The organism is Bariatricus sp. HCP28S3_F11 (genome assembly GCF_052065395.1).
In the GTDB taxonomy this organism is placed as follows: domain Bacteria; phylum Bacillota; class Clostridia; order Lachnospirales; family Lachnospiraceae; genus Allocoprococcus.
The window spans coordinates 135,335-149,133 of sequence record NZ_JBQHUC010000002.1; the positions used below are offsets into that span (position 1 = coordinate 135,335).

Here is a 13,799-nt window from a genome sequence, read left to right on the forward strand (position 1 = left end):
TCTATATGTTCATGCCACGTCTTCTATTTTCTTCCACAGCACTGTTTATATTTCTTACCGCTTCCACACGGGCACGGATCATTCGGATAAATCTTCTTCTCTGTCCGAACCTTCGGCCCTTTTGCAACAGAATCATCCTTATTCGTTCCGGTCACTTTCGCAACCTGTTCTCTCTCGACTTTCTGTTCTACCTTAACATGGCAGAGCAGACGTACCGTATCTGTTGTGATCGCTCTTGTCATCTCGCCAAACATATCATATCCAAGCATCTTATATTCAACCAGTGGATCTCTCTGTCCATAAGCCTGAAGACCGATTCCCTGACGAAGCTGATCCATATCATCAATATGATCCATCCATTTTGCATCAATGACTCTGAGCAGGAATACCCTCTCCACTTCACGAAGATGTTCTGCTTCCGGGAATTCCGCTTCTTTCGCTTCGTATGCCTTGGCTGCACGTTCTTTCAGAAGATGCTTAAGCTGCTTCATTTCTTTGCCCTTCACGTCTTCTTCTGTAACTGTCTGGATCATCGGGATCACATCCTGAAGTTCTCTGTTCAGTGTGCCGATATCCCAGTCCTCATAATCCTGATCCGGGGAAATATTCGCATCTACTGTATTTTCAACAAAATCGGTGATCATATTGAAAATAGAATCGCGCATATTCTCTCCATCCAGAACGCGGCGTCTTTCTTCGTAAATGATCTCCCTCTGTTCATTCATAACCTGGTCATATTCAAGCAGGTTCTTACGAATACCGAAGTTGTTATTTTCAATCTTCTTCTGTGCTTTTTCAATCGCACTGGAAAGCATCTTATGTTCAATCTGCTCACCCTCTTCTACACCAAGCGTGGTGAAGACGCCCATCAGCTTTTCAGAACCGAACAGACGCATCAGATCATCTTCAAGCGAAATGTAGAATCTGGATTCACCCGGATCTCCCTGACGTCCGGCACGCCCACGCAACTGATTATCAATACGGCGTGACTCGTGACGCTCTGTACCGATGATCTTAAGCCCGCCCGCCTTTCTTGCTTCATCGTCCAACTTGATATCAGTACCACGACCGGCCATATTGGTTGCGATCGTTACTGCTCCGTGTTGTCCGGCCTGCGCAACGATTTCTGCTTCCATTTCATGGAATTTTGCGTTCAATACATTATGCTTTACACCTCGTTTAGAAAGCATCTTGCTGAGGAGTTCGGATGTCTCAATGGTAATCGTACCCACCAGAACCGGCTGGCCTTTGGCATGTGCCTCACAGATCGCATCAATAACTGCATTGAATTTTTCTCTCTTTGTCTTGTATACCACATCCTCCATATCAATTCTCTGAACCGGGAGGTTGGTCGGGATTTCAATGACATCCAGTCCGTAGATGTCACGGAATTCCTTTTCCTCTGTAAGAGCGGTACCGGTCATACCACTTTTCTTCTCATATTTATTAAACAGATTCTGGAATGTGATCGTAGCCAGTGTCTTGCTCTCTCTTCTGACTTTCACATGTTCTTTTGCTTCGATCGCCTGATGAAGTCCGTCTGAGTAACGGCGTCCCGGCATAATACGTCCGGTAAACTCATCTACGATCAACACTTCATTATCTTTTACCACATAATCCTGATCCCGGAACATCATGTAATGTGCACGAAGTGCCAGAATAATGTTGTGCTGAATCTCCAGATTTTCCGGATCCGCAAGGTTCTCAATATGGAAGAACTTCTCAACCTTCTTCACACCTTCTTCGGTCAGGTTGACGTTCCGTTCTTTCTCATTCACAATGAAATCACCGGTCTCTTCAATGTCCTCACCAAGGATGGCATTCATCTTGGAAAATTCACCGCTCGCTTCACCTTTCTGAAGCTGACGGGCAAGTGTATCACACGCCTCGTATAACCGGGTTGACTTTCCGCTTTGACCGGAAATGATCAGAGGTGTTCTTGCCTCATCGATCAGAACCGAGTCCACCTCATCAATAATGGCAAATTTCATGCCACGCTGTACGAGCTGTTCTTTATAGATCACCATATTATCTCTCAGATAATCAAAGCCCAGTTCGTTGTTCGTCACATAAGTAATATCACAGTTATAAGCTGCACGTCTTTCATTATTGTCCATGGAATTCAGCACCACGCCGACAGTAAGTCCCAGGAATTCATGTACTTTTCCCATCCACTCGGCATCACGCTTCGCCAGATAATCGTTGACCGTGACAATATGAACCCCTTCTCCGGTCAGCGCATTCAGGTATGCCGGAAGTGTAGACACGAGGGTCTTACCTTCACCGGTTCTCATCTCGGCAATTCGTCCCTGATGCAGGATAATACCACCAATCAGCTGCACCCGGTAATGACGCATTCCCAATGTTCTCACAGATGCTTCACGTACAACGGCAAATGCCTCCGGCAGGATATCATCCAGCGTCTCCCCTTTTCCCAGTCTCTCCCGGAATTCGCGGGTCTTCGCCTTCAGCTCTGCATCGGACAGCTTCTGCATCTCCGGTTCCAGTGCTTCGATATGATCTACAATCGGATAAATATGCTTTAATTCATTTTCACTGTGTGTACCAAATATCTTTTCAAATATACCCATTCTAATAACTCCTTATGCTAAATTCACTTCTGATTCAAGGACAAAAAAAGCTCTGTTTTTCATTTTATCACTATTTTCCTTATACTTCAATCTATTTATAAACTGTTCACAAACTCTTTTCTCAAAGTTCACACCTTATCATATCCGCATAAGGGATACTTCCACCGAATAGATCCAACGCACTTCCGATCGTGAAATCCAGTTTTCCGCCGCTAAGAGATCGGAATTCCTCCAGATCCTCTCTGCTTCCGATTCCTCCCGCATAAGTCACAGGACATCCGTCCCACTCTGCCAGAAGACGGACCAGCTCTTTCGCCACACCGGAAGCCTTTCCTTCCACATCCACACCGTGAACAAGAAATTCTGCACAAGAATCTGAAAGCTCATCCAACACTTCCCAGGACAACTTCACATTTGTAAAATTCTGCCAGCGGTTCGTCACAATATAATATCCGTCCTCTTTCTTCCGGCAGCTCAAATCCAGAACCACCTGCTCTTTTCCGACTGTATCCACAAGTTTTTTCAGATTATCCCTTCGGATTTCTCCATCACGGAACACATAGGACGTTACGATTACATGGCTCGCACCGGCCTCCAGATATTCCCGGGCATTCTCGGCAGTGATGCCTCCTCCTATCTGAAGGCCGCCCGGATATGCCTCGAGTGCTTTCATCGCCTGCTGTCGGGTCCTCTCATAATATTCCGACGACGGCGGATTCAGAAGAATAATATGTCCTCCCTCTAATCCGTCTCGCCGGTACATTCTTGCATAATGATCCGCCTCATAATGTGAGACAAAATTCGTTTTCGCCTGATCTCCTTCGTCCCTCAGACTACCTCCCACGATCTGTTTCACTTCTCCGTTATGTATATCAATGCATGGCCGAAACTTCATCGTTTCTATGCTCCTTTCCCATCTGTCATATGTACACTTGTACGCTGTACCCGCACATTGTTCTTATGCGAATATACCATTTCCCTTCTGAACTTGCAAGCATCCATCTGTTATTTATCCTGCTTTTTCAAAATTTTCCCACTCCCAAACGGAAAAAAGACTGCACTTTCGCACAATCTTTTCTCCTGACATCTCTTATTATTTTCCTGAATTGTCCGACTGGCTGCGGCTGGTATTATTGGTATTGTTCGTTGTGTTATTCGTTGTATTGTTATTTCCATCGTTTCCCAACACATCATTTACACCATTCGCTACGCCGTCTGTCACATCGTCCACCGCATCCGCCGCATCGTTCACAAGATTATTTTCGTCACGATTATCTGCGTTTCCACTGGTCGCGTCGTTCACATTCGTCCCGTTTCCCGTTCCAGTTCCGTCAGTACTGCCGTTTGTGGTTCCATTTCCATTCGTATCGCCAAATTCATTGTTGGTTCCATCGGTCGCATTGTTGTTTCCACAGGCCGTGACAGATCCCATAGCAAATATGCAGATTCCAATCAGTAGTATTTTCTTAAAAAGCTTCATATTCAATTCTTCCTTTCTGTAAATGTAAAATTCAGGTTACTACTACTATTTACAGAAGCGAAAAAAATATGTATGAAAAATAATTTTAAATTTTTTCGATGATCTTACCGCTGCGGTATGCCTTAAGCAGTTCCTCCAGATCGGCGATCCGCTCACGGATACTATTTCCCACATCCGTATCTCCGACCGTCTTTCTGGAAACAACACGATTGATGATCACACTGTCCGAATGAATATCACGCTCCTTCTCAATAGCTGCCTCGGTTGATTCAAACGGCTCATGTGCCGCAAGGATCAGTCCATAAGAATTGTAGATAAGCGTATATCCTGCAATTCCGGTCTCTTTCTGGTAAGCCTTGGAAAATCCTCCGTCGATAACCATCACCTTACCTCCGCATTTCACCGGATTTTCTCCATTCTTTGTCTTCACAGGTACGTGACCGTTGATGATTCTCGATTTCTTTGTATCCATACCGAATTCCATGAGAACACGATCCATCACTTCTTCATTTTCCAGGAATGTATAATACGGATTTTTATGTTCCTTGTGCAGTTCTACTTCATTCAGAAAATACCGTTCAAATGTAGCCATCTTATCTTTTGCAAACAAAGGTGAATTCTCACCCTGCCAGATATACCACATCAGATCCCGCCCTTTTGCACGTTCCTTCGGATCAATTGCAAAAAATCCTTTTCTCACATAGGAATCCATAAAATCATACAACGCTTTTCCTTTATAGGTCTTGCCATAAATCGTTACTTCTTTCAGATTTCCGTCTTCTGTAAGCGGCACACATCCATGATACAGAAGATTTGAATTGTAGATCTTGTACAGCGATCCTTTGCTAAGAAGAAATCGCATATGCCGCTGGAGTTTCTCACAGTTCTGGAAAGCTGAAACAAGACGTTCCATGATTTCCTCCTCTTCCGGCGACAACGCATACGGGTCAGCCGGATCGATCGTCGGGAAATAATCATCCAGCATGGTGTATTCCTTATCTTCAATTACAATCGTTCCCTTTTCATAATTGATCTTATGCAGGAAATTCCGTTTTTCAAATCCAAATTCCGGATATACTTTAGACATCTGTCCTTCAATCTTGAACTGAATAATTGAAATCGCTTTATGAAGCTTCATATTCAATTCCATTTCCTGAGCGCCGTCGGCACCGCTTCCTTTCAATTTAAAACACTCACACGGATCTTTCGCATATTTTTTCCACGCAAAAGTCGCAAGCGGAAGTAAATTGATTCCATATCCATCTTCCAGGATATCCAGATTACCGTATCTTGCACAGATTCGGATTACATTTGCAATACAGCATTTCTGCCCAGCTGCCGCTCCCATCCAGAGGACGTCATGATTCCCCCACTGGATATCTACCGAATGATGTTCCATCAGCTTGTCCATAATCAGATGCGGTCCCGGACCTCTGTCGTAAATATCACCGACAATATGAAGATGATCCACAACAAGCCTCTGAATCAGTTCACAAAGTGCTACAATAAACTCCTCTGCTCTTCCGATGCGGATAATGGTACTGATAATGGACGCATAATAAGATTCCTTATCTGCCAGTCCCTGCTTTTCTGTAATCAATTCTTCAATTACATAAGAGAAATCCTTCGGAAGCGCCTTTCTCACTTTGGAGCGGGTATACTTGCTTGCCGCTCTCTTACTGATCTCGATCAAACGGTAGAGCGTAATCTTATACCAGTCATCCATATTCGGTTCTGTCTCACGGATCTTTTCCATCTTCTCCCGTGGATAGTAGATCAGTGTTGCCAGTGTCTGCTTATCTCTCGCACTCATCGTGTTTGCAAACACATCATCGATCTTCCGCTTTACAGAACCCGATCCGTTTTTGAGGACATGATTGAACGCCTCATATTCACCATGCACATCCGTTATAAAATGCTCCGTCCCCTTTGGAAGATTCAGAATCGCCTGAAGATTGATGATTTCGGTTGAGGCAGCTGCAATGGTAGGAAATAATTCCGCCAGACGTTCCAGATATTTTTCTTTTAATCCACTCATTTTCATATTCTCCCTGATATTCTTTTTCTAAAACTGAATCACATCACTCATATCATAATGACCTGCCGGCTTCCCTGCAAGGAACTTTGCAGCTTCCACTGCGCCCTTCCCAAAAACAGCTTTGGAGTAAGCCGTATGCTGGAACTCAATGACCTCATCCGCCCCCGCAAAGATGACATCATGCTGTCCCACAATCGTTCCGCCACGCACAGCCACGATTCCGATCTCATTCTTTTCACGTTTTTTGCGTTCCTTGCTTCTGTCATAATTATAGGTATACTTTTCATCCAGTGCTTCATTGATCGAATCCGCAAGTGCAATCGCGGTTCCGCTCGGTGCGTCCACCTTCTGATTATGATGCTTTTCCACCAGTTCGATATCAAACCCTGCCGGTGAGAGGACTTTCGCTGCTTCCTTCAATAATTTCATCAACAAATTGATTCCCAGCGACATGTTCGCTGACCGAAGCACTGCTGTTGACTCCGATGCCTTGTCTACTTTTGCGAGCTGTTCCTCGGAAAGCCCTGTCGTACAGAGTACAACCGGAAGTTTTCTTGCAACACACTCGTCGAGAAGTGCGTTCACAGCCGATGCATTGGAAAAATCGATGACTACATCCGCCTCCACATCGCATTCTGCAAGAGTCTTAAATGTCGGATATGTATTTTCAATTCCTAAATACGCATCCACTCCTGCTACGATTTCAATCTGCTCATCATCCCTGACAAGTCCTGTAATGACCTGTCCCATTTTTCCGTTGCATCCATGCATAATTGCCCTTACCATCAATCCATTCCTCCTTTGGTTCTTTCATAAACATCGTAATTTTTTTCACAATTATCTTTATTTAACAAAAGGGCAGTGCCACCTTCCGGCAGCAAAGCCCTGTCCTATCAATCCCATTTTTACCATTACTGACTTCCAATTAAAGTACAGAAATTCCAAATTTCTTCATCTGTTCAGCTAATTTTGCAGTATTTGCTTCTGTCATCTCCGTGAGTGGCATACGAAGCGGTCCCACTTCCAGCCCCATCAGATTCAATGCCTTTTTTACCGGAATCGGATTGACTTCACAAAACAGCTTCTCGATCAGTGGAAGTGCAGCAAGCTGCATCCGGCAACTTTCTGCCACATTGCCTTTAAAGAAATTCTCACAGATATCATGTGTATAGTCCGGCGCAATATTGGCAAGTACAGAAATCACACCTTTTCCTCCGAGAGAAAGGATCGGAACGATCTGGTCATCATTTCCTGAATACAGATCAATCTTACCGTCCGTCAGATTCATAACTTTCGCAATCTGCGAAATATTTCCCGAAGCTTCTTTGATTCCCACAATGTTATCAACGGTTTTGTAAAGCTCTGCAGCAGTCTCCGGTGCGATATTCACACCGGTACGGCTTGCAACACTGTAAAGAATGATCGGCGCTTTCGCCTCCTTTGCCACCTGAGTGTAATGTGCAACCAGACCTGCCTGTGTACATTTATTATAATACGGAGTTACCAGAAGTAATCCGTCCGCCCCGTCTTCAACCGCTTCTCTCGACATCTGCACCGTTGTATATGTACTGTTGGACCCTGTTCCTGCAATGACCGGAACACGTCCTTTTACACGTTCAATCGTAAAACGGATACAGTCCATATGCTCCTCTTCCGACAAAGTAGAAGACTCTCCTGTAGTCCCACAAATAATAATACTATCTGTTCTATGATTACAGTGAAAATCCAGCAGTTCATCTAATTTATCGTAATTAATACTCTCATCATCATTAAATGGTGTTACGATTGCTACACCAGAACCGGTAAAAATAGACATAATATTCCTCCTGACTTACTTTTCTTGACTATTCACAGTTTATCATTATTTAAAAGCACTGTCAATCAAAGGATTTAGCGAAATATCTCTGCATTCATCTATTCCATACATTCCAGCTTACTTACAGACACCTCATAGGCAACTCTTTTCTCCGTCTCCGTCTCAGACAGTTTCTTCACATATTCCCTGCTCTGGATCCTGCCAAGAACCTGCACATGCTCTCCCACTTCAAATCCGGATGCATACCTTGCATTTCTTCCCCAGCAAATACATGGTATATAATCCGATTTTCCGTATGGTCTATTGACCGCAAGCAGAAGATCTGCAATTTCTCTTCCCAGCGGTGTCTTCCTGTAAATCGGCTCTTTACAGATATATCCATCCAACAGAATACTGTTCGTTTTCGAGCCGTCAGGCTCTTCTTCCATAAAGGAAATCTCCCGCACAAACACGGATAATACCAGACGGTTTTTCTGCTCCTCATGCCGGTTGTAGGACCGGAACTGACCGGATGCCATAATAAATTCTCCTGTATAGTCCTGCTTCACATCGATCAGCCGTTCTGAGACCATCAGAGGAATACGGTCGCAGGAATTGCTGAGCCTTTTCACCAATACCTCCACGATGTAGAATCCTTCACCAAACACCTCGTGACTGAACTCAAATTCGGATGCAACCTGCCCCATAATTGTTACCTGGTTGTTTTCAATAATCTTATCTGACATAGCGTCGTAAATCTCCTTCCTTTTCGTTGGCGTACTTCCGCAGCATTTTTTCCCGGTATAGCTGGCATTTTACCGCACACATTTCACCGGACACATTTATATATCTATGAATCACCCATTTGTTTTAGAACTAAAAATTGAAAATTTTTGATAGTACTTGTAAAATTTCAGAAATGTGATAAACTAAACAAGTTACAACATTATATAGGTAAGAAGAAGGGTAAAAGAACATGAATACAAAGCGTGAAGACATTAGAAATATTGCAATCATCGCCCATGTTGACCACGGTAAAACAACACTGGTGGATGAACTTTTGAAACAGAGCGGTGTATTCCGTGCAAATCAGGAAGTAGCCGAACGTGTCATGGACTCCAACGATATCGAACGTGAGCGCGGCATCACAATTCTTTCCAAAAACACAGCCGTTTTCTATAAAAATACAAAGATCAATATCATTGATACACCCGGCCATGCCGATTTCGGCGGTGAAGTGGAACGAGTTCTCAAAATGGTCAACGGTGTCATTCTTGTTGTTGACGCATTTGAAGGAGCAATGCCTCAGACCAAGTTCGTTCTGAAAAAAGCACTGGCACTGAAGCTTCCGGTCATCGTCTGTATCAATAAGATTGACCGTCCCGAAGCACGGCCGGATGGCGTCATCGATGAAGTACTGGAACTGCTGATTGATCTGGGTGCTTCCGATGATCAGCTTGACTGTCCGTTCATCTATGCATCCGCAAGAGACGGATATGCCACCTACAATGAGGATGATGAACCGAAGGATATGACTCCTCTTTTTGAGACGATCCTGGATTATATTCCTGCACCGGAGGGCGATCCGGATGCCGGCACACAGGTACTGATCAGTACCATCGATTACAACGAGTACGTCGGAAGAATCGGTGTCGGCAAAGTAGACAACGGTACCATCGCCGTGAATCAGGACGTGATCGTTGTCAACCATCACGACCCAGACAAGCAGAAGAAAGTGAAGATCAGCAAACTCTACGAGTTTGACGGACTGAATAAAGTAGAAGTTAAAAAAGCGACTATCGGCTCAATCGTGGCAATTTCCGGTATTGCAGACATTTCCATCGGTGATACGATCTGTTCTGTCGACCAGCCAAGGCCAATCGAATTCCAGAAAATCTCCGAACCTACCATCGCCATGCAGTTCATCGTAAACGACAGTCCATTTGCCGGTCAGGAAGGAAAATTTGTGACTTCCCGCCACATTCGCGAACGTTTATTCCGGGAACTGAATACCGATGTCAGTCTGCGTGTGGAAGAGACCGAGAATACCGACAGCTTCAAAGTTTCCGGAAGAGGTGAACTTCACCTTTCCGTTCTCATCGAAAATATGCGCCGTGAAGGCTATGAATTCGCAGTCAGCAAGGCAGAAGTATTATATAAGACCGATGAAAACGGCAAGAAGCTGGAACCGATGGAGCTTGCTTACATTGATGTTCCGGACGAGTTCACTGGAGTCGTTATCGACAAGCTTAGTCAGAGAAAGGGGGAACTCCGCAATATGGGTATGTCCAACGGCGGTTACACCCGAATGGAATTCTCCATTCCTGCCCGCGGCCTCATCGGATACCGCGGCGATTTTCTGACCGACACCAAAGGAAACGGAATCATGAATACTGCCTTCGACGGCTATGCCCCATATAAAGGTGACATCCAGTACAGAAATCAGGGTTCTCTGATTGCATTTGAAACAGGAGAAGCCGTTGCATATGGTCTTTTCAATGCACAGGATCGCGGTACCCTGTTTATCGGACCGGGCGAAAAGGTATACGCCGGTATGGTTGTCGGTCAGAATGCCAAAACTGACGATATCGAGCTGAACGTCTGCAAGACCAAGCATCTGACAAATACTCGTTCTTCCAGCGCCGACGAAGCACTGAAACTTACACCACCTAAGGTCCTGAGTCTTGAAGAAGCCCTCGATTTCATCGATACCGACGAATTGCTGGAAGTAACTCCGAAATCCTTACGTATCCGCAAAAAGATCCTGGATCCTAAAATGCGTAAACGAGGAATCAGCTAATGAGTTTTTTATGGACACTTTCCGGAATACGTACCCCGCTTCTTGACACGATTTTCCAGCTCATCACGTTTCTCGCGCAGGAGCTGGTCATCATCGCTGTCATCTGTGCACTGTACTGGTGTATCGACAAGAAGCTGGCCGTTCAGATCGGATTCAACTATTTATGCGCAGGACTTCTTGTGCAAAGCCTGAAGATTACGTTCCGGATCCCGCGTCCTTGGGTACTGGATCCGGAATTTAAAGCTGTGGAAAGTGCCATCCCGGCTGCCACAGGGTACTCCTTTCCCAGCGGGCACACACAGAGCGGAACAAGCCTCTTTGCGACACTTGCCATCAACGCCGAAAAATGGTACTGGAAATGTATTTTCGTGCTTACATTTCTTCTGATCGGATTCTCACGGATGTACCTGGGATGCCATACGCCGAAGGACGTGATCACTGCTATGGTGATATCACTCTTCTTTGCCTGGTTTACGCGGAAATACCTGGAACGCTTCACTTCCAATTCGAAATGGACCGGTATCATCACCCTGATCATTATATTGGCAGCCGCACTGGTCTGCATCCAGTCCGCGTACCTTTATAGAAACCAAACGATCGAGTATCGTTACGTGACCGATTGTTTCAAAGCATCCGGCGCCGCACTCGGCTTTGCCGCAGGCTGGTATCTGGAAAATAAAACGCTCCGCTTCTCCCCGAAGGCAAATAACCCTTCCCGGAACGTACTTCTGCTCCGCTATGTGGTCGGGCTTGCACTGACAGTCGTTTTGAAGCTGGTGCTGAAAATCCTTCTTGGGAGCACTCTGATTGGCGAAATGATTCAGTATGGCATTATCATTTTCTGGGTGATTTTCGTATATCCCTGGATATTCAGTCGAAAAATGAAATATTTATAAAAGAAATAAAAGAACTGTAAAAGAGTAAGAACCGGACTAGTTTCCAGTAAATTCTCCTTTACAGTTCTTTGTTTATTCGATAGAATGAAATTATCAATCAATTTATTTCATAAGGGGGAAATGTATGAAAAAGTATGCTACCGCAATTTTAAGGAAAATGTCTTCATTTCTGGAGATTTTCATCTCGGTCGTGCTTACAGTCAGCATTATACTTGTTGCTGTAAAGCTCGCGATGTCATTGAAAAATATCCCGAATTTTGACATGTATCCGAACTACAGTGATCTTCTGGAAAACTGTCTGAGCCTGATCATTGGTGTCGAAATGATACGAATGCTCTATCAGCAGACACCTTCAACCGTATTTGAAGTTCTGCTTTTTGCCATTGCACGACAAATCATCGTAGAACACTCTAATCCGGTTGCCACCCTGATCGGCGTGATTTCCATCGCGATTCTCTTTGCAACACGTAAATTCCTGTTTGTGGAATTCGATGAATCCGAGCGAGTGATCTTCCGGGCTACCTCAAAGGCAAAGCATGTAAACTCCATCATCCATGTACATATTCCATGTGAGGACAATCAGACACTTCGGGATGTACTCCATAAGCGATTTGAGGAAGAACAGACCGAGATTGGAGTCGGTGCATGTACCTATTTCGATAATTTTGGGCTCCGTGTGGCAAAGATGCATAACGGCGATATATCCCGGGTCGAAGTAATCCGCTCCATTCATTAAGCCAAAATTTATTCTTTTTTCATTGCATGTCCATAGTGAAATAGAGTATAATATTTATAGATTCATAGAACAGTGATTCTATTCTATGGAATGCTCTTATGAGGTGCGTCCGGCACCCTGCATAGGAAATACAAACAAAAGGAGTTGAGCTGTATGAAATTTATCATTAGCGGAAGAAACATCGAAATCACACCAGGTCTCAGACAGGCCGTAGAACAGAAGCTTGGGAAGCTTGAAAGGTATTTTACTCCTGAAACAGAAATCATCGTAACCTTAAGTGTCGAAAAGGAACGTCAGAAAATCGAGGTCACAATCCCTGTCAAGGGCAACATTATCCGCTCTGAACAGGTAAGCAGTGATATGTACGTATCCATCGATTTAGTAGAAGAGATTATCGAGCGCCAGCTTCGAAAGTATAAAACGAAACTCATTGCCAAACATCAGGGTGGACATGACTTCCGCCAGGAATTCATCGATGAAGAGACCAATGCCGAACCGAATCCGGAAGAAATCCAGATCGTCCGCACAAAGCGCTTCGGAATCAAACCGATGTTCCCGGAAGATGCCTGCATCCAGATGGAACTTCTCGGACACAACTTCTACGTGTTCAGCAACGCAGAGACTGATGAAGTCAATGTTGTATATAAGAGAAAGAATGGTACTTACGGACTGATTGAACCTGAATTTCAATAAACATAATCGAATATAGTATAAAGAATGCTGGTCACTTATGTGACCAGCATTTTACTTCAAAGCAGCGTTATTCAATCTCTTTTTTATCCAATCGGAAATATCTCAATCTTCCCGTCAATATCCGCGAAATAACACATATCACCGGATTCCAGCTTCGCCTGTCCGTTTGTTCCTTCCGTAATCTCAGCCAACACTTCCCGTTCCTCCACCTCCGGAATCAGAACATGAATCTTAACACTGTCCGTATATTCCGTATCTCGCACAAAAAGTTTACGTTGTGCCAGAATGTACTGGATCTTTCCAAGTCCCGTATAATCTGTCCCGATCACATATTCTTTCCCAAGGTATTTTGTAATCACAGTGCTCGCCAACAGACCGGCTTTCGTTGCGGCCTGATAAGCCCTCACCAAACCTCCGGTTCCCAAAAGGGTCCCACCGAAATACCGTGTCACCACGACTGCCGTATCATGAAGCTCTTCTCCCATCAGGACATCCAGCATCGGTTTCCCTGCTGTTCCGCCAGGTTCTCCATCATCACTGCACCGTTGGATCTCGAAATGTTCTCCGATCACATAAGCAAAACAGTTATGCGTTGCATTCCAGTATTTCTTTCTCATCTGCTCGATAAAACCAATCGCCTCTTCCTCACTGTGCACCGGCAAAACCGTAGCAATAAATCTGGACTTTTTTTCCGTAATTTCGCCTTCGCTTCCTTCAAACACTGTCCTATATTTCTTAAGCATCCTTATTCTTTCCCTTCATCTGCAAAT

Annotated in this window: 12 protein-coding genes; 4 read left to right on the top strand and 8 right to left on the bottom strand. The window is 44.5% G+C overall.

All coding sequences use genetic code 11. The features are described 5' to 3' along the window. Positions 1-23 precede the first annotated feature (23 nt). From secA to ACTNBR_RS01850, 7 genes are all read right to left on the bottom strand, one after another. Positions 24-2,591, bottom strand: a complete 2,568-nt coding sequence (secA, locus tag ACTNBR_RS01820; protein WP_427820212.1) for a preprotein translocase subunit SecA — start codon at positions 2,589-2,591, stop codon at positions 24-26. A gap of 121 nt (positions 2,592-2,712) precedes the next feature. Then, a complete protein-coding gene (hisA, locus tag ACTNBR_RS01825) occupies positions 2,713-3,486 on the bottom strand; it encodes a phosphoribosylformimino-5-aminoimidazole carboxamide ribotide isomerase (RefSeq protein WP_427807376.1) in 774 nt (257 codons plus the stop codon). A 198-nt stretch (positions 3,487-3,684) separates the two neighbouring features. Beyond that, positions 3,685-4,071, bottom strand: coding sequence for a hypothetical protein (locus ACTNBR_RS01830; RefSeq protein WP_441018087.1), 387 nt, complete (start codon positions 4,069-4,071; stop codon positions 3,685-3,687). 85 nt (positions 4,072-4,156) lie between these two features. Beyond that, a complete protein-coding gene (locus ACTNBR_RS01835) occupies positions 4,157-6,109 on the bottom strand; it encodes a fructose-1,6-bisphosphatase (protein WP_427807379.1) in 1,953 nt (650 codons plus the stop codon). A 27-nt stretch (positions 6,110-6,136) separates the two neighbouring features. After that, on the bottom strand, positions 6,137-6,895 hold the full coding sequence (dapB, locus tag ACTNBR_RS01840; protein WP_427807381.1) for a 4-hydroxy-tetrahydrodipicolinate reductase: 759 nt from the start codon (positions 6,893-6,895) through the stop codon (positions 6,137-6,139). A 139-nt stretch (positions 6,896-7,034) separates the two neighbouring features. Further along, positions 7,035-7,925 carry a 4-hydroxy-tetrahydrodipicolinate synthase gene (gene dapA / locus ACTNBR_RS01845; RefSeq protein WP_427807383.1) on the bottom strand — a complete coding sequence of 297 codons (891 nt, stop codon included), beginning with the start codon at positions 7,923-7,925 and terminating at the stop codon, positions 7,035-7,037. A gap of 98 nt (positions 7,926-8,023) precedes the next feature. Beyond that, a complete protein-coding gene (locus ACTNBR_RS01850) occupies positions 8,024-8,650 on the bottom strand; it encodes a single-stranded DNA-binding protein (RefSeq protein WP_441018089.1) in 627 nt (208 codons plus the stop codon). A gap of 230 nt (positions 8,651-8,880) precedes the next feature. Here ACTNBR_RS01850 and typA point away from each other — a divergent pair, with 230 nt between their 5' ends. The 4 genes from typA to hpf all read left to right on the top strand — a co-directional run bounded on the left by typA (position 8,881) and on the right by hpf (position 13,029). Further along, a complete protein-coding gene (typA, locus tag ACTNBR_RS01855; protein ID WP_427807387.1) occupies positions 8,881-10,704 on the top strand; it encodes a translational GTPase TypA in 1,824 nt (607 codons plus the stop codon). Continuing rightward, on the top strand, positions 10,704-11,600 hold the full coding sequence (locus ACTNBR_RS01860) for a phosphatase PAP2 family protein (RefSeq protein ID WP_427820215.1): 897 nt from the start codon (positions 10,704-10,706) through the stop codon (positions 11,598-11,600). Before typA ends, ACTNBR_RS01860 begins: the two co-directional genes overlap by 1 nt. Positions 11,601-11,724: 124 nt before the next feature. Next, positions 11,725-12,336: a transporter gene (locus tag ACTNBR_RS01865; protein ID WP_427820216.1), complete on the top strand. Its 612-nt coding sequence runs from the start codon at positions 11,725-11,727 to the stop codon at positions 12,334-12,336. 153 nt (positions 12,337-12,489) lie between these two features. Next, on the top strand, positions 12,490-13,029 hold the full coding sequence (gene hpf / locus ACTNBR_RS01870) for a ribosome hibernation-promoting factor, HPF/YfiA family (RefSeq protein WP_427807392.1): 540 nt from the start codon (positions 12,490-12,492) through the stop codon (positions 13,027-13,029). Positions 13,030-13,112: 83 nt separating this feature from the next. On the opposite strand, the gene ACTNBR_RS01875 is transcribed toward hpf, so the two are convergent. Next, complete coding sequence (locus ACTNBR_RS01875; RefSeq protein WP_427807394.1) at positions 13,113-13,772, bottom strand: YigZ family protein; 660 nt, start codon at positions 13,770-13,772, stop codon at positions 13,113-13,115. Positions 13,773-13,799 lie beyond the last annotated feature (27 nt).

Bases quoted from the DNA above. Each gene is read 5' to 3' on its own strand.
- ACTNBR_RS01830 (WP_441018087.1), bottom strand. From the start codon at position 4,071: ATGAAGCTTTTTAAGAAAATACTACTGATTGGAATCTGCATATTTGCT.
- ACTNBR_RS01875 (WP_427807394.1), bottom strand. From the start codon at position 13,772: ATGCTTAAGAAATATAGGACAGTGTTTGAAGGAAGCGAAGGCGAAATT.
- secA (WP_427820212.1), bottom strand. From the start codon at position 2,591: ATGGGTATATTTGAAAAGATATTTGGTACACACAGTGAAAATGAATTA.
- hisA (WP_427807376.1), bottom strand. From the start codon at position 3,486: ATGAAGTTTCGGCCATGCATTGATATACATAACGGAGAAGTGAAACAG.
- ACTNBR_RS01860 (WP_427820215.1), top strand. From the start codon at position 10,704: ATGAGTTTTTTATGGACACTTTCCGGAATACGTACCCCGCTTCTTGAC.
- dapA (WP_427807383.1), bottom strand. From the start codon at position 7,925: ATGTCTATTTTTACCGGTTCTGGTGTAGCAATCGTAACACCATTTAAT.
- ACTNBR_RS01865 (WP_427820216.1), top strand. From the start codon at position 11,725: ATGAAAAAGTATGCTACCGCAATTTTAAGGAAAATGTCTTCATTTCTG.
- dapB (WP_427807381.1), bottom strand. From the start codon at position 6,895: ATGGTAAGGGCAATTATGCATGGATGCAACGGAAAAATGGGACAGGTC.
- ACTNBR_RS01835 (WP_427807379.1), bottom strand. From the start codon at position 6,109: ATGAGTGGATTAAAAGAAAAATATCTGGAACGTCTGGCGGAATTATTT.
- hpf (WP_427807392.1), top strand. From the start codon at position 12,490: ATGAAATTTATCATTAGCGGAAGAAACATCGAAATCACACCAGGTCTC.
- typA (WP_427807387.1), top strand. From the start codon at position 8,881: ATGAATACAAAGCGTGAAGACATTAGAAATATTGCAATCATCGCCCAT.
- ACTNBR_RS01850 (WP_441018089.1), bottom strand. From the start codon at position 8,650: ATGTCAGATAAGATTATTGAAAACAACCAGGTAACAATTATGGGGCAG.